Here is a 15530-nt window from a genome sequence, read left to right on the forward strand (position 1 = left end):
TGCTCAAGCAGTACGAGGTGGCGGGCCGCACCATGAAGCAGCGCAAGAACGGCAGCGACAGCGACTCTCCATTAGAGGTGGCTTAAGGCTTGCCGCCCTTGGCCGCGACCTGGCGCTGGAAGGCCTCGTAGCGCTCGGCCAGCTCGCGCTCCAGCCCGTTGGCGCTCGGCTTGTAGAAGCGCCGGGCCTTGAGCGCCTCGGGCAGGTAGTCCTCGGGGACATAGTTGCCCTCGAAGTTGTGGGGGTACTTGTAGCCGCCCCCGTAGCCCAGGTTCTTCATCAGCTTCGTGGGCGCGTTGCGCAGGTGCAGGGGCACCGGCAGCGCGCCCTCTTCCGTCACGGCCGCACGCGCCGCGCCGTAGGAGGTGATCACCGCGTTCGACTTGGGCGCCAGCGCCAGGTACGTCACCGCCTGCGTGAGCGGCAGCGCCCCCTCCGGCATGCCCATGAGCTGGAAGGCCTGCATCGCGTCCACCGCCACCCCGAGCGCCCGCGGATCCGCGTTGCCGATGTCCTCCGAGGCGAAGATGACCATGCGGCGGAAGACGAAGATCGGGTCCTCGCCCGCCTCCAGCATCCGGGTCATCCAGTAGAGCGCGGCGTCCACGTCCGAGCCACGCATGGACTTGATGAAGGCGCTGACGACGTTGTAGTGCTCCTCGCCGGCCTTGTCGTAGAGGAGCATCTTCTGCTGCAGTGCCTCCTCGGCGGCCTTCTTGTCCACCCGCGTGCCCCCGTACGCGGCCGCTACCTCCAGCGCGGTCAGGGCCCGGCGCGCGTCCCCGCCCGCCGCATCGGCGATGAACTGGAGCGCCTCTTCGTCCACCTGCACCTTGCCCCCCAGGCCCTTGGGCGACTCCAGGGCCTTGCGCATCACCGTGACGAGCTCCTCTTGCTCCAGCCCGCGCAGGGTGACGACGCGGCAGCGGGACAGGAGCGCGGCGTTCACCTCGAAGGAGGGGTTCTCCGTGGTGGCGCCGATCAGCGTCACCGTGCCCTTCTCTACGTGGGGCAGCAGCGCGTCCTGCTGCCCCTTGTTGAAGCGGTGGATCTCGTCGATGAAGAGCAGGGTGCGCTGGCGGTTCATCCTCCAGCGGTCCTGTGCGCGGGCCACCGTCTCGCGGATGTCCTTCACGCCAGAGAGCACGGCGGACAGGGACTCGAAGGAGGCGCCGGTGGAGTGGGCGATGACGCGCGCCAGGGTCGTCTTCCCCGTCCCCGGGGGGCCCCAGAGGAGGAGCGAGGGCACCTGATCCTGCTGGATGGCCCGGCGGAGGAAGCGGCCCTCGCCCGTCAGGTGCTCCTGCCCGACGAACTCCGCCAGGGTGGTGGGGCGCATGCGCTCGGCCAGGGGGGCCTGCTCCTGCTGGTCCTTCTGGCCTGCGTGTTCAAAGAGGTCCATATGGCAGGAACCTATCGCTTGGATTCATTTCCTCCAGCGCGTCTTGCCTGCCTGGACTAGAACCATCCGCCACCGTGCAGACCCTGGCCATCGTCGCGAAGCGGGACACCCCGGCAGCCGTAGAGCTGGCGGTGCGGATCCGCGAGCGCTACACCCACCTCACCGTGCTCGCGGAGCGCTACCTGTCTCATGCCCTGGGCTGGCCGCGGGTGGAGGATCGGGAGCTGGCCCAGCGGGCGGATCTCGTGGTCGTGCTGGGCGGGGACGGCACCCTCATCTACACGGCGCGGCTCCTGTCCGGGCGGCCCGTGCCCATCCTCGGGGTGAACCTGGGCAGCCTGGGCTTCATGACCGAGGTGCCGGTGGACGAGCTGTTCGCCGTCCTGGACGAGGTGCTCGCCGGCCGCTTCAAGGTGGACTCGCGCATGAAGCTCACCTGCCGGCTGGTGCGCGCGGGGAAGACCGTCCTGGAGGACGAGGTCCTCAACGACGTGGTCATCAACAAGGGGGCGCTGGCGCGCATCGCGGACCACGAGACGTCCATCGAAGGGGTGCCCATCACCACCTACAAGGCGGACGGCATGATCCTGGCGACGCCCACGGGCTCCACGGCCTACTCCCTGTCGGCGGGAGGGCCCATTGTCCACCCCTCGGTGGACTGCACCATCCTGTCGCCCATCTGCTCGCACGCGCTCACGCAGCGCTCCATCGTGGTGCCCGCGGATCGAACGATCCGCGTCACCCTGCGCAGCGAGACGGCAGACACCTACCTCACCTTGGATGGGCAGACGGGCCACTCGCTGCAGGGCGGAGACTGCATCGAGGTGGTGCGCTCGCCCAACCGGGTGAACCTGGTGCGCAACCCCCATATCGCCTATTTCACCATCCTCCGGCAGAAGCTCCACTGGGGCGAGCGCTGAAGGCCCCCGTGTAGGGCCGGTGCCGTGGCTGATATGGTGCCTGCGGCGTGAGTGAGGACAAGGCTACCCCCTTCGGAAAGTATGAGCTGCTCGAGCGCCTGGGCGCTGGTGGCATGGCGAACGTCTATCGCGCGCGCTACACGGTGGCCCCAGGCATCACCAAGCCCGTGGTCATCAAGCGCGTGCTGCCCGAGTACGCGGAGAATCCCACCATCATGGAGATGTTCGTCCACGAGGCGCGAATCTCCGTGGGGCTGAGCCACGGCAACATCGTCCAGGTCTTCGACTTCGGACAGGTCAACGGCGAGTACTACCTGGCCATGGAGCTGGTGGACGGCCAGCCGCTGTCAACGGTGCTCAAGCGGGCCCAGGCGCTGGGGATGCAGAACCTGCCGCAGCCGCTCGCGGCGAGCATCGCCATCGAGATCTGCAAGGGGCTGCACCATGCCCACGCGCGCACCGATGAGCAGGGGCACCTGCTGGGGCTCGTCCACCGGGACGTCTCGCCCGACAATGTCCTCGTCAGCTACGGCGGCGAGGTGAAGCTCACGGACTTTGGCATCGCCAAGGTGCAGCTGGCGGGGCGGCCCATCACCGACGCGGGCATGGTGAAGGGCAAGTACCTCTACTTCTCACCCGAGCAGGCGCAGGGGCAGGACGATCTGGATGCGCGCTCGGATGTGTATGCGGTGGGGGTGCTGCTCTACCGGATGCTCTGTGGCCGCCTGCCCTTCGAGGGCCGTGACTTCGAGGTCCTGGATCGCATCGTCCGCGGCGAGGTGACGCCGGTGCTCCACCTCAACCCCGAGCTGGATGGAATGCTCGGCCAGATCGTCATGCGCGCGCTGGCCACCTCGCGAGGGGCGCGCTTCCAGAGCGCGGAGGACCTCCAGCAGGCGCTCTCCCGGTGGCTGGCCACGCGGGCGCCGCTCTTCACGGTGACCACCCTGAAGCACCTGATGGGGTGGCTGCATGGGCAGGAGCTGAAGGCACTGGGGAGGCCGCCCGTCCTGCCGCGGGAGTTCCTGGACCAGGTTGTGCTGTGGTGCGGGGCACCCATCGAGTCCGGGCAGAGGAGCCCGGCCTCGGCGGAGGAGACCCAGCCCGAGACGCCCAACCCCCTGAGTGGCCCGCGAAGAGCGCGTGCCTCGAAGAGGAGGGAGACCGAGGCAGAGATGGAGCTCGAGGAGGGCTCCGGCAGGGGAGGACGGGCTCTGGGGTGGGCGCTGGGCCTGGCCCTCACGGCCGTGGGCCTGGTGCTGGCCGCCCTGACGCTGCGCGGGCCGAAGCCCGTGGAGATCCACTCCGAGCCGCCCGGCGCTCAGGTGCGCATCAATGGAAAGATCCTCGGGGCGACGCCGCTGGTGGTGGAGGACATCACCCCGGATGCGCTCCACATGGTGGAGCTTACCCTCGTAGGCTGGAAGCAGTGGCGGCGCTCGTTCGCGGTGGGCACGCTGACCGGGAAGGTGGAGGCGGAGCTGGAGGAGGTGGAGGTCGCCGCGCCGGAGCGTGCCGATGCCGAGCAGGAGGAGGAGGAGGACCCACCCCAGCCCAAGGCGCCGACGGGTGCGCCGCAGTCCAATCCCCCGACGGGGGCGCGGGCCAGCGGAGGAGCGCGTCTGAAGGTCACCGCCGCGACCAAGCCCTCCCCCGAGGTCGCCACCGCGAAGTACAAGCAGGGAGTGAAGCAGCTGGCCAAGGGACAGCTCGAGAATGCCAAGGAGCTGTTCTGGCAGTGCCTCGCACATGATGCGAAGTCGGCTCGGTGCTTCCGCCGTCTGGGGGAGGTCTCCGCAGCGCTAGGGAATACGGAGGAGGCGCTGGAGTACTACGCGCGCTTCCTGGAGCTCGAGCCGCGCGGCGAGGGCGCCAACGCGGCACGGGCCTATATCCGAAATCAGCGTCACCAGGCAGGCAAGTAGCTCTCGAGCCGCCTCACGGCGGGCTTCCTCGTCTCCATGTTCCTCGTCCTCTCCAAGATCCTGGACTTGTTCCTCGGCCCGCTGACGTGGGCAATGCTGTTCGTCGTCGCGGGGATGATCCTGCGTCGGCGGACGCGGCTGGCGATGGGGCTGCAAGTGCTGGGGCTGGCGGTGCTCTACCTCTTCTCCATCGAGCCGGTGGCCGGGGCGCTCATGCGGTGGACGGAGGCCGGAGTGCAGCCGACGTACCGGCCAGAGGTGGTCTACGACGCAGTCATCGTCCTGGGCGGCGGGCTGGATCCGGACGCGACCGAGACGTCGGGCCGGCCCGAGTACAACGCGGCGGGAGATCGCATCCTGCGCGGCTACGAGCTGCTGCGGGAGGGGCGCGCGCGCAACATCCTTATCTCCGGGGGCTCGTTGGATCCTCGGCCGGAGGCGGTCATCGAAGCGGACGTGCTCTCGCGGCAGCTGCAGATGTGGGGGATCGAGCCCGGGCGCATCTTCACCGAAGGGAAGAGCCGCAACACGCGGGAGAACGCGCTGGAGTCGGAGAAGCTCATCCAGCAACAGGGATGGAAGACGCTGCTGCTGGTGACGAGCGCGGCGCACCTGCCTCGAGCGTACGGGTGCTTCGTGGCGGTGGGGCTCCGGCCAGACACGTTCGTGGCGGACGTGAGGGCTCCACCTGGGAAGCGGACGTCGAGCTGGCTCCCGAGGGGCTATCACCTCAGCGCAAGCTCGGACGCCCTGCGGGAGTTGGCAGGCCGGGCGGTGTACCGGCTGCGAGGATGGACGGCCGCTCCCTAGGGAGCGTGGGCCTGTTCGCTCCCAGGCTCACCAAGCGCTCACAGTGTGGCGGAGGCGGGGGCGCACTCTCCGCCATGGGGGCTGGCGCTCTGGAGGCGCTGGATGCGCCCGTCGCCCTTCTGCATGGGCGGTGGCTTGCCGCTGCGGAGCGCATCGCTCAGCACGTCTCTCGGCGTACGGCCCTCTTGCAGTGCGGGCGTAGCAGGGAGGTTGCGGAACATCTCGTAGCCGTCCTTGCCGCCCGCGAGGAAGCTGAAGGTGGCCAGGCTGTACGTCGCCGTCGGAGACAGGGGCTTGCCCGCCACCGTGACGCAGAGGACCCGCTGGCCCTTGGGACGGCTTGGATCGAAGGCGAAGCGCAAGCCGGAGACCTGGAGGAAGCGCCCAGGCTCCGGGTCCTCCGCGCTCTTGCTCACGGCGTTCTCTAGCGCGGCCTGCAGGATGGTTCCCGTCACCTGCAGCCGGACGAGCTGATCCCGGTAAGGGAAGATGGAGAGCATCTCGCGCCGGGTGAGCTCTCCGGCGGGGAAGCGGGTGTCGCCGCGGAGCGCGCCGCCATTGACGAGGGCGATGTCGGTGCCGGCGGACTGGCGCAGCGCATCGGCCACGAGCGAGCCCAGGTTCGTCTCCTGGCTGCGGACGGCCGTCTTGCGCGCGTCGAGCTGGACGGGGGTGTGTCCCACGGGCTCGGAGAGCTCGGCGATGAGCGGGCCGTACTTCTTCATGGACGCAACGAAGGTCGGATCCTCGGGGACGGCCTTGGTCACGGGGTGCACCTTCCAGCCGATCTTCCGCACCGTGCCCGTCCGTCCATCCACCTCCAGCGTGACCTGGCCCAGCTCCACGGCATCCGCCGTGACCTTGAAGATGGGGACGCCCGTGGAGCGGTCCTCGATGCGCTCGTGCTCGTGGCCGCCGATGATGACGTCCACGGGGGCGCAGCGGGCCAGCTCCCGGTCCTGCGACAGCTCCAGGTGGGTGAGCGCGATGATGACAGTGGCGCCCTGCGAGCGCAGCCGCGAGACAATGGGCCTGGCCGTCGAGCAGATGTCCCGGATGTTCGTGTCCTGGGAGACGCTGGAGGACACCTCCGTCTCCGGCAGCAGCAGGCCGAACAGCCCCACCTTCACGCCGCTGAGCTGGAGGAGCATGTAGGGCAGCACGCCCTCGAAGGGACGGCCCGTGTGGTTGTCGAAGATGTTCGCGGCGAGCCACGGGAAGCGCGAGGCCTTGATGCGCTCACGCAGCACGGCGTCCCCGAAGTCGAAGTCATGGTTGCCCGGCACGGCGTAGTCCAAGCCCAAGGCGTTCCAGGCGTCGATCATCTGCTGCCCCTGGAGCGGCTTGCCGTCCACCTCGCTGATCGACTCCACCGAGGGGGCCAGGGTGTCCCCGGCGAAGAGCGTCAGCGTGTGAGGGGCTTCCGGGAGGAGCCGCTTGCGCAGCGTGGCAACGCGGGCCAGCCCGCCGACGCGCCCCTGCTCCATGGGGGTGAACTGGTACACGTCATTGAGGTGGAGCAGGTTGATGCGAACGGTCTCCGGAGTGGCCTGGGTCTGCGCGAAGGGGCTGCAGCCCAGCCCGAGGACCAAGGCCAGCGCCAGCGACGGCCAGCGGGCGAGAGGGCGACGCACGGCGTTCACGGATGTCACCTCCAAGGTCGCGGACCTTACCCTCCCGGGGACCGCGCTACATCCACTTGAAGTAGCGTACCGCGATCAGGAACGGAATGAGCCCCCAAACGCCCAGGACGAGCACCTGAGGCCAGAGGGCGAGCAGGGGTGTGCCGTCCAGCATGATGGCGCGCAGCCCGTCATTCAGGGCGGTGAGGGGCAGGGCCTGGATGAAGGGCTGGAGCCAGCCTGGGAAGTTGGACGCGGAGAAGAACACGCCGGAGAGCACCATCATCGGCATGCTGACGAGGTTCATCAGCCCGCTGGCCGTCTCCGCGTTGCCTGCCCGGCTGACGACGAGGAGAGAGAGCCCGCCAAAAGCCGTCGATCCGCAGAGCCCCAGGAGCGTGAAGGACAGGAGGCTGCCGAACATGTGGACGTCGAAGAGCACCCGCGCGAAGGCGACGAAGAAGAGGATCTCCGCCAGGGCGAGCACCGTGCGGCCGAGCATGAAGGAGAACAGGAAGTGGCTGCGCTTCATGGGTGTGGCGACGAGCCGCTTGAGCAGCTTTCCCGTGCGCATCTGCACCAGCGCCCAGCCCAGTCCCCAGAGGCTGGAGGACATCAGCCCGAAGCCGAGCAGCCCGGGGATGAGGAAGTCGATGTAGCGCGAGCCCGGCGCCGTCACCTGCCGGTTCTGGACCACCACGCGATCCACGCGGCCCTGCAGCCGCTCGAGGTTGTCCACCACCATCAGCCGAGCGGTGCGTCCGTCCGCCTGCGTGGGATCCACGATCAGCTCGGGCTGGGGACCGGGGATCAGCACCAGGGCCACCTTGCTGCGGCGCAGCGCGTCGCGGCCCGCGGCCTCGGACATCCGCTGCGCAGTCAGCCCCTCCACCGCCTCCAGCGAGGGGGCGAGCCGATCCGCATCCGGTCCGTCCACCACGGCCACGGCGAGCTCGGGGAGCGCGCGATCGCGGAAGGCAACTCCCAGCGCCAGGGCGGTGAGCAGCGGGAAGATGAAGACCCAGAAGAGCGCGGCGGGCTCGCGCAGGAACCCGCGCATGCGGAAGAGCACGAGCTGCCACAGTGGGTGCTGAGTGTTCATGACGAGCTGTCCTCGCGCAGGCTGCGGCCCGTGAAGGCCAGGAACACGTCATCGAGCGTGGCCTGACGGGTGGAGAGGTGGACCAGGTTGGCGCCGCGCGCCGTCACGATCGAGAGGACCCCCGGCAGCGCCCGGTGCAGCTCCTTGACGGACAGGGTGTGTCCGTCGCCTCGGGGCCGCGCTGCCACGAGCGTCGGGACGTCCGCGAAGGCCTCGGCCGGGAGGGAGGGGGTGGTGGCGAACTCGATCACCTGCTCGCCGCCGATGGAGGCGATGAGCTGAGCCGGGGTGCCTCGGGCCACGATGCGGCCGTGATCCATGATGATCACCTGGTCGCAGAGCACCTGGGCCTCTTCCATGTAGTGGGTGGTGAGGACGACGGTGCGGCCCTTGCCCTTGAGGCCGTCGATGACGTCCCACAGGGCCCGCCGCGACTGCGGATCCAGGCCCGTGGTGGGCTCGTCGAGGAAGAGGATCTCCGGGTCCGCCGCGAGCGCCACCGCGAGCGCCAGCCGCTGCCGCTGCCCGCCGGAGAGCTTCACCACATAGGCGCCGCGCTTCTCTTCCAGCTTGACGAGGGCGATGGCTTCCTCGACGGACAAGCCCCGCCGGTAGAACGAGCGGAAGAGGCGCACGGTCTCCTCCACGGAGAGCTTGTCATGGAAGCGGGTTTCCTGGAGTGCGATGCCGATGCGCTCGCGGAGCTCCGCCGCGTTCTTGTCCCAGCGCAGCCCCAGCAGCCGCACCTCGCCGGAGGTGGCGTGCTGCAGGCCCTCCAGGATCTCGACGGTGGTCGTCTTGCCGGCGCCATTGGGGCCGAGCAGCCCCACGCACTGGCCTACGGGCACCTCGAAGTCGGTGCCGGCGATGGCCACGACATCCTCGAAGCGTTTGACGAGCCCCCGCACCTCGATGGCGAGCGGAGGCGAGGAAGGCACGGGACTGGGCAAGGGCTGCACCGGGCGAGGTCTCCCAATTCTCCCCGAGAGGACCGGGGGGGCCCGTCATACCGTGAGGTGGCGCTCCGCGCGATGGGGATTGGAGCGCTGCGCCATACCCCCTGGGTGGGACAGCGCTCACAGGAGGATCGATCTGCTCACACCGTGTAGCGGCGGCCCTGCGCGAGCGGCTCGATGACGCTCGCCTCGAGGTCGAAGTCGTCCGGGTAGTGGATGAGCCGCATCCGGGCGCGCAGCTCGGCGGGGAGCGCGGCGAGCTTCGCGTAAGGCGTGTGAACGCCGTAGTTCGTCTCGTGCACCACGAGGTCGGCCTCGGACAGCCAGGCGATGAGCCCTTCGTCGAAGGAGGTGTCCGCGCTGTAGCCCAGGCACCTCCCACCGGCCTTGATGCGCAGGGCCGTCGTGGGCAGGTGGTGGTAGGTGAACCGGCACTCGATGGAGAAGGGGCCGAAGCTCACGGGGGCCTCGGTCGAGAGTGGCGTGTGGGTGAAGTAGTCCTCGAAGTGCTTGGGCTGAGGGGCTTCGCCTTGCTTCTCGATCAGACACTCCATGCCAGCGGCGAGGTGCCCCTCCCACAGCCTCCGTGCCACGTCCGCATGGGTGAGCAGGGGCATCTTCCGGTGCAGCAGGAAGAAGGAGAAGTAGCCCAGTCCCTCCAGGCCCGAGCTGTGGTCGGCGTGCAGGTGCGTGAGGGCGACGCCCGCCACGCGGTCTACATCCAAGGGCACGCCGGAGGACGCGGAGGCCTCGCGCATCATCTTGCGGATGGGGTGGGGACAGTCGATGAGCAGCACCTGGCCCTCGGCCTCCACGGCGAGGCACGAGGAGTAGCGCAGCGCGGAGAAGGCATCGCCAACGCCGAGGGGGGTGAAAGAGAGGCTCATGACGGGCTCCGGGGCTCGAGGAGACGCTGGCGCAGCTTGGCAGTGACGGAGGCTGGACAGAAGGCCGAGACGTCCTCTCCGCGCGCCAGCCGCTCCTTAAGGGCGCTGCTGCTCACCTCCGCCAGGTGCGCCTCGGCCGGAAGGAAGAGGGTGGCGAGGTCCGGCGCCAGGGCCCGGTTGGTCTGCGCCAGCTCCGTCTCGAACTGGGCATCCGTGGCGCCGCGCACCCCGCGCAGCAGCACACTGGCACCGATGGCCCGTGCGTAGTCCACGACGAGCCCCTCCGTGCTGGCCACGCTGACGTTGGGGTGCAGGGCTACCGCCTCGCGCAGCAGCTCCACGCGCTCGGTCACGCTGAGCAGGGTGCGCTTGTTGGGATGAATGGCCACCACCACGACGACATGCCCGAAGAGGCGCGCGGCCTGGCGGATGACGGAGAGGTGGCCGGCGGTGACGGGGTCGAAGCTGCCGGCATACACGGCGATGGTCATGACGACACCTCCGGAGTCCCTCGGAGCGCGAGCGTCCGGGGCGGATGAAAGGTGAACAGCACGTAGGCCGTCCCCACCGCACACACCGCGGCGGAGAGGAGGAAGTGCCTCGAGTAGCCGAGCGCCTGCGCCGAGAAGCCGCTCACGGCCGCCGCTGCGCCGGTGGCGATGACGGGCAGCGCTTGAGTGAAGAAGCCGAAGGGCAGCCCCTGCGAGAGGTAGAGGCTCGACAGCAGGCCGATCTTCGTCGAGGTCTTCATGGCTCCTCCGAGGGCTGCGCCGTGTCGAGCAGCCCCGCGGCCATGCGCTTCACGGTGCTCGCCGCCGAGCCCGGTGGCACCACCCCCGGCACGGATGCGGCGAGGACGAAGTAGCCCTGGATGGCCGCGAAGAGCCCGGCGGCTGCCGTGCGCGCCCGCCGCTTCCCCGTCACCGCGCCCACCAGCGCCTCCAGGTGCTGGATGTCCGTTCGCACCACCTTCTCGTAGATGGCGCGCACCTCGGGCTGCCGGATGGCCTCGGCGCTGATGGTGACCCAGCTCGCCACCGAGGCGGGATCCGCGTCCGCCCCCGTCGCCAGGAAGGCATCCAGGAACGCCTCCACCCGGGCCCGCGCGTCGCCTTCCTTCACCCGCGCCAGCCGCGCCGTCACGCGCTCATGCACGCGCGCCGCGAGCTGCTCCGCCAGCATCAGGAGGATCTCCTGCTTGTCCTTGAAGTGGTAGTGCACCAGCCCGGGGCTCAGCCCCGCTGCCTTGGCGATCGCCGCCACCGAGGCGCCCTCGTAGCCGCGCTCGGCCATGACCTGAAGCAGCCCGGCAGCGATCTGCTGGCGGCGCTCCTCGGTGTTGGATGGACGGCCCATGACGATCCCTTGTTTATTGGTTGTATAACCAATTTATAGACACCCAGGGCACGGGTGTCAACGTCCGCGGGAGGCGAGCAGCGCCTACAGGGTGATGACGGTGTGTACGCGGTCGGCGCCCAGGCGCTTCGCACCGTCGAGGAAGCCGAGCACCATGAGGAAGCTGAAGCCCACCAGCTCGCCGCCGAGCTGCGAGGTGAGCTTCGCGGTGGCCTCGGCGGTGCCGCCGGTGGCCAGCACGTCGTCCACGATGATCACCCGCTCACCCTTGAGAATGGCGTCATGGTGCAGCTCCAGTCCGTCCGAGCCGTACTCCAGAGCGTAGCGCTCGATGACGGTGCGGTGGGGCAGCTTCCCGGGCTTGCGCGCGGGGACGAAGCCCGCGTTGAGCGCGAGCGCCACCGGCGCGCCGAGGATGAAGCCACGGGCCTCCACCCCGATGACCTTGGTGACGTGCTGGCCTCGGAAGGGCGCCGCCATGGCGTTGATGACGCGGCCAAAGAGGACCGGGTCCGCCAGCAGTGGGGTGATGTCCTTGAAGACGATGCCTGGGCGGGGGAAGTCCTGCACGTCGCGCAGGCGCGCCTTGACGTCATGGGCGAGGGAGAGATCGGCACTCATAGGAACAGCTCCGGGTTGACACAGTGGGGAGGGCGGCGCCCTTCCAGCGCGGCGAGGAGGTTGTCCGCGGCCATGGAGGCCATGCGGCCGCGGGTGGCATGGCTCGCGCTCGCGATGTGCGGCGCGATGAGGAGGTTGGGCACCTGGAGCAGCGGGCTGTCCAGGGGCAGGGGCTCGGGATCCGTGACGTCGAGCGCCGCGCCGCCCAGGTGCCCTTGGGCGAGCGCCTCGGCGAGCGCGGCCGGGTCGACCACGGGGCCACGCGCGGTGTTGATGAGCATCGCGCCGCGCTTCATCGACACGAGCTCGGCGCGCCCCAGCCAGTGGCGTGTCTCCGGTGTGAGCGGCACGTGGAGGCTGACGAAGTCCGACTCGGCAAGCAGGGTGGCCTTGTCCACGCGCTGCAGCCCCAGCTCGGCCTCCAGCTCCGGACGAGGGTGCCGGTTGACGTAGAGCACGCGCATCCCGAAGCCGCGGGCGCGCCGGGCCATCGCGGCACCGATCTGCCCCAAGCCCACGAGCCCGAGCGTGGCTCCGTGGACATCCGCCCCCAGCAGCAAGGTGGGGGACCACGTGCGCCACCGGCCTGCTCGCACATACGCATCCGCTTCCGCCACGCGGCGCGCCAGGCCCATGAGCATCGCGAAGGCGAAGTCGGCCGTCGTCTCCGTCAGGACGCCCGGCGTGTTGCCCACGGGGATACGGCGGGCCGTACATGCCGGTACATCAATGTTGTCGTACCCCACCGCCACGTTGCTGACCGCTCGCAAGGAGGGGGCGGAGGCGAGCAGGGGCGCGTCTACCCGGTCGGTGAGCAGGGTGATGAGCCCGTCCATGCCGCGCACGAGCTCCAGGAGCGCCTCCCGAGGGGGAGGCAGCTCGTCCTCCCAGACTCGCAGCTCCACGTGCCTGCCCAGCCGGTCGAGGGCCTCTCCAGGGAGCTGGCGGGTGACGAGGACGCGGGGGCGGACGGGAGGCGCCATGGCAGACGTTGATGCTCTCACAGCCGCGAGCCTTCTGGGGGAGCGGTCTGCTGCCGGCTGAACGGGTCTCGTATTCCCGTCCACGCGGCGAGCCATCTCTGTGGTATGCGAGGTGGTTCCCCTCGCCTGGGGCCTTTGCTACCCGTGCAATCCACCGTCGACACCCGAGAGACTCTTCCACCGCAGGACGGCCAGTGGCTGCGCGCCCTCAAGGCCGAAGTCCAGCCCACCACCTTCAAGAAGGGCCGCGAGTACGCGGAGACACGTCGCGTCTTCGGCCTGCACCGCGAGGGAGACCGCATCCGCGCTCAGGTCGCAGGCTCGTCCGGCGAGCGCTACGAGGTAGCCCTGGAGCCCAAGGACGGCAAGCTCACTTCGACCTGCTCCTGTCCCTCCTGGAATACCTATGGGCCCCACTGCAAGCACGTGGTGGCTGCGGCGCTCATCTACGCCGCCCGGTTCCGTCCGCCACCGCCTCCCGCGTCTGCCGCCCGCCCGGTGCCCGCTGCTCCCGCCGCTCCTCCGAGCGAGGTGGGGCCCGCTGAGCCTGAAGGGGCCGAGGAGGAGGAGATCTCCGTCCCGGATCTCCCTCCCGCGGCCGATGCGGTGAGTCTGCCGGCGCTGGCCAAGGTGGAGAGCTGGCTGGGGCTCTCCTCGCAGCCGGACTACGAGTTCCTCTATCGGCTGGCGCCCTCCACCACGGGCCCGGGCGGCCGCCACTGGGTGCTGGATGTGCGCCGCCAGGACGCCCAGATGAAGGGCCCCGTGCACGTCAAGCGCCTGCTCCAGGCGGGTGCGCGCATCGCCCCGGCCGACGAGCGCGTCTTCCTCGTGCTCGCCAAGCACGAGCACCGGTATGACTCGCGCATCGTGATGTCGGACGAGGATCTCGCGGAGGTCCTCGATCTGCTGCGCCAGCGCCGAGTCATCTACCGCGGCACGCAGCTCATCTTCTCGGAAGAACCGGTGCGCCCGCAGATCCACCTGGAGTCCCGGCCGGACGGCGCCACCGCGCGTATCGAGCTGCTCTTCCCGGATGGGGTAGGCCTGGCCCTCAAGGACGTGATCCTTCTGGCAGGCCGGCGCACCTGGGCCATCCAGGCGCAGATGCTGCACCCGGTGGAGCCGGACTTCCCTCCTCGGCTGCTGCGCAAGTGGCTGCTCGAGCCGACCATGTCCTTCCCGGTGCCCCAGCTCGATCGCGTGCTGACGTTCTTCGCCGCGCACCTGCCCCGCTTCCGCATGGTGCTCAAGGCGGACAACCTCGACGTGGACGAGTCCGCCGAGCCGCACTTCGTGCTGACGCTGGAGGGCACCCCGGATCGCGTGAAGGCCCTGCTCGCGGCCCGCTACGGGCAGACGACGGTGCCGGTGTCTCCCTCGGCCACCCACCTGGGCTATGCCAGCGGCGTGGGCAACGAGAGCCGCAAGCTCTACCGGCGCCGCGAGGAGTTGGAGCGCGCGGCGGGCAAGCAGCTCACGGAGCAGGGCCTGCGCTACGACGGGCAGAGCCATGCCTACGAGGCCAGCGGGGACGTGGCGCTGGAGTTCTGGGCGCGCGGGCTCTCCGCGCTGCCGGAGGCGTGGGAGCGCTTCGGCGTCCAGGCCCCCAAGGTGCGCCTGCGCGCGAAGCTCAAGCCGCGCATCCGTGTGGGGATGAGCGGGGTCAACTGGTTCGACCTCGACGCCGAGTTCGTCACCGATGATCAGGCGGTGGACCTGGGCGCGGTGCGCATGTGGCTGGAGTCGGGCCGGCGCTTCGTGCCGCTGAAGGACGGCTCCTTCGCGGAGGCGGATCCCGCCGAGCTCAAGCGCGTGGCGGACATCCTCGAGGAAGTGGGCGCCATGCCTGGCCGCACACGCACGCGGCTGCCGCTGCACCAGGCGGTGGCGCTGGATGTGCTCGCGGATCTGGGCGAGTTCACCGAGGTGGAGGCCAAGGCACGCCAGGCGATGCTCGCCCTGCGCGACACCAACGGCGTGCCCAAGGTGGCCATCCCCGAGGGGCTCCACGCCACGCTGCGCCACTACCAGGAGGCGGGGCTCGCGTGGCTCTGGTTCCTGCACAAGCACGGCCTGTCCGGCATCCTCGCGGACGACATGGGCCTGGGCAAGACGATCCAGTCCCTGAGCCTGCTGCAGAAGGTGAACAACGAGGAGGGCCGCAAGCCGTCGCTCGTGGTGGCCCCCACCAGCGTGCTCGCCAACTGGGAGCGCGAGGCCGAGCGCTTCACCCCGGGCCTCAAGACCATGGTGTGGCACGGCCAGGACCGCAAGGAGCGCGCCGAGGATCTCAAGGACGTGGATCTGGTGCTGACCTCCTACGCCCTGGTGCGCAGGGATCTGGAGCAGCTCTCGGAGGTCGGGTTCCGCTACGTCATCCTCGACGAGGCCCAGAACATCAAGAACGCGGACAGCGCCACCGCGCAGGCCTGCAAGTCGCTGCCCAGCGAGACGCGCCTGGCCCTCACGGGCACGCCGCTGGAGAACCGCCTGAGCGAGCTGTGGAGCCTCTTTGACTTCCTCATGCCGGGCTTCCTCGGCAGCGCGGAGGGCTTCAGCGACCGCTACGAGCAGCCCATCCAGGTGGCCAACGACATCGGCGTGCGGGACAGGCTCCGCCGCCGCATCCAGCCCTTCATCATGCGGCGCCTGAAGACGGAGGTGGCCAGCGATCTGCCGCCCAAGACGGAGAGCGTCGCCTGGTGCGAGATGGAGCCGGGGCAGGCCGCGCTCTACCGCGAGGTGCTCGAGGAGAGCCGCCGCAAGGTGCACGAGAGCATCGAGAAGCTGGGCTTCAAGCGCAGCCGCGTGTCCATCCTGGCCGCGCTGATGCGGCTGCGGCAGGTGTGCTGCGATCCGCGCCTGCTGAAGCTGCCGCCCAACACGCTGCTGCCCGCCAGCGCCAAGCTGGAGCGCTTCGGCCAGCTCGTGGACGATCTGGTG

Annotated in this window: 14 protein-coding genes; 4 read left to right on the top strand and 10 right to left on the bottom strand. The window is 69.6% G+C overall.

All coding sequences use genetic code 11. The features are described 5' to 3' along the window. Positions 1-82: 82 nt before the first annotated feature. A complete protein-coding gene (locus tag VD972_RS12375; RefSeq protein ID WP_324985758.1) occupies positions 83-1402 on the bottom strand; it encodes a replication-associated recombination protein A in 1320 nt (439 codons plus the stop codon). 74 nt (positions 1403-1476) lie between these two features. On the opposite strand from VD972_RS12375, the gene VD972_RS12380 reads away from it, so the two are divergent. The 3 genes from VD972_RS12380 to VD972_RS12390 are packed head-to-tail and all read left to right on the top strand — an operon-like array spanning position 1477 to position 5057. Next, positions 1477-2322, top strand: a complete 846-nt coding sequence (locus VD972_RS12380; RefSeq protein WP_324985760.1) for an NAD(+)/NADH kinase — start codon at positions 1477-1479, stop codon at positions 2320-2322. A 47-nt stretch (positions 2323-2369) separates the two neighbouring features. Continuing rightward, positions 2370-4247: a protein kinase domain-containing protein gene (locus tag VD972_RS12385; protein ID WP_324985763.1), complete on the top strand. Its 1878-nt coding sequence runs from the start codon at positions 2370-2372 to the stop codon at positions 4245-4247. 36 nt (positions 4248-4283) lie between these two features. Continuing rightward, complete coding sequence (locus VD972_RS12390) at positions 4284-5057, top strand: YdcF family protein (RefSeq protein ID WP_324985766.1); 774 nt, start codon at positions 4284-4286, stop codon at positions 5055-5057. A 38-nt stretch (positions 5058-5095) separates the two neighbouring features. On the opposite strand, the gene VD972_RS12395 is transcribed toward VD972_RS12390, so the two are convergent. From VD972_RS12395 to VD972_RS12435, 9 genes are all read right to left on the bottom strand, one after another. Continuing rightward, positions 5096-6700, bottom strand: a complete 1605-nt coding sequence (locus VD972_RS12395) for a bifunctional UDP-sugar hydrolase/5'-nucleotidase (protein ID WP_324985769.1) — start codon at positions 6698-6700, stop codon at positions 5096-5098. 46 nt (positions 6701-6746) lie between these two features. Continuing rightward, positions 6747-7781 (bottom strand): ABC transporter permease, encoded by a 1035-nt coding sequence (locus tag VD972_RS12400; protein ID WP_324985772.1) that lies wholly within the window; start codon positions 7779-7781, stop codon positions 6747-6749. Beyond that, positions 7778-8719 carry an ABC transporter ATP-binding protein gene (locus VD972_RS12405; protein ID WP_324985775.1) on the bottom strand — a complete coding sequence of 314 codons (942 nt, stop codon included), beginning with the start codon at positions 8717-8719 and terminating at the stop codon, positions 7778-7780. The genes VD972_RS12400 and VD972_RS12405 overlap by 4 nt, the downstream gene beginning before the upstream one ends. A 158-nt stretch (positions 8720-8877) precedes the next feature. Beyond that, positions 8878-9624, bottom strand: coding sequence for an MBL fold metallo-hydrolase (locus VD972_RS12410; protein WP_324985778.1), 747 nt, complete (start codon positions 9622-9624; stop codon positions 8878-8880). After that, positions 9621-10115: a pantetheine-phosphate adenylyltransferase gene (coaD, locus tag VD972_RS12415; protein ID WP_324985781.1), complete on the bottom strand. Its 495-nt coding sequence runs from the start codon at positions 10113-10115 to the stop codon at positions 9621-9623. The genes VD972_RS12410 and coaD overlap by 4 nt, the downstream gene beginning before the upstream one ends. Further along, positions 10112-10375: a hypothetical protein gene (locus VD972_RS12420; protein WP_324985784.1), complete on the bottom strand. Its 264-nt coding sequence runs from the start codon at positions 10373-10375 to the stop codon at positions 10112-10114. Before VD972_RS12420 ends, coaD begins: the two co-directional genes overlap by 4 nt. Beyond that, the gene (locus tag VD972_RS12425) at positions 10372-10980 is read right to left on the bottom strand and encodes a TetR/AcrR family transcriptional regulator (RefSeq protein WP_324985787.1); all 609 of its coding nucleotides are present in this window, start codon (positions 10978-10980) and stop codon (positions 10372-10374) included. Before VD972_RS12425 ends, VD972_RS12420 begins: the two co-directional genes overlap by 4 nt. A gap of 84 nt (positions 10981-11064) precedes the next feature. After that, positions 11065-11601 (bottom strand): adenine phosphoribosyltransferase, encoded by a 537-nt coding sequence (locus VD972_RS12430; protein WP_324985790.1) that lies wholly within the window; start codon positions 11599-11601, stop codon positions 11065-11067. After that, positions 11598-12584, bottom strand: a complete 987-nt coding sequence (locus VD972_RS12435; RefSeq protein WP_324985793.1) for a D-glycerate dehydrogenase — start codon at positions 12582-12584, stop codon at positions 11598-11600. Before VD972_RS12435 ends, VD972_RS12430 begins: the two co-directional genes overlap by 4 nt. Positions 12585-12728: 144 nt before the next feature. Here VD972_RS12435 and VD972_RS12440 point away from each other — a divergent pair. Next, positions 12729-15530 (top strand): SNF2-related protein (locus VD972_RS12440; protein ID WP_324985796.1); only part of this gene is annotated, 2802 nt, incomplete at its 3' end.

The sequence above is a fragment of the Hyalangium sp. genome, assembly GCF_035629615.1.
Lineage (GTDB): Bacteria > Myxococcota > Myxococcia > Myxococcales > Myxococcaceae > Hyalangium.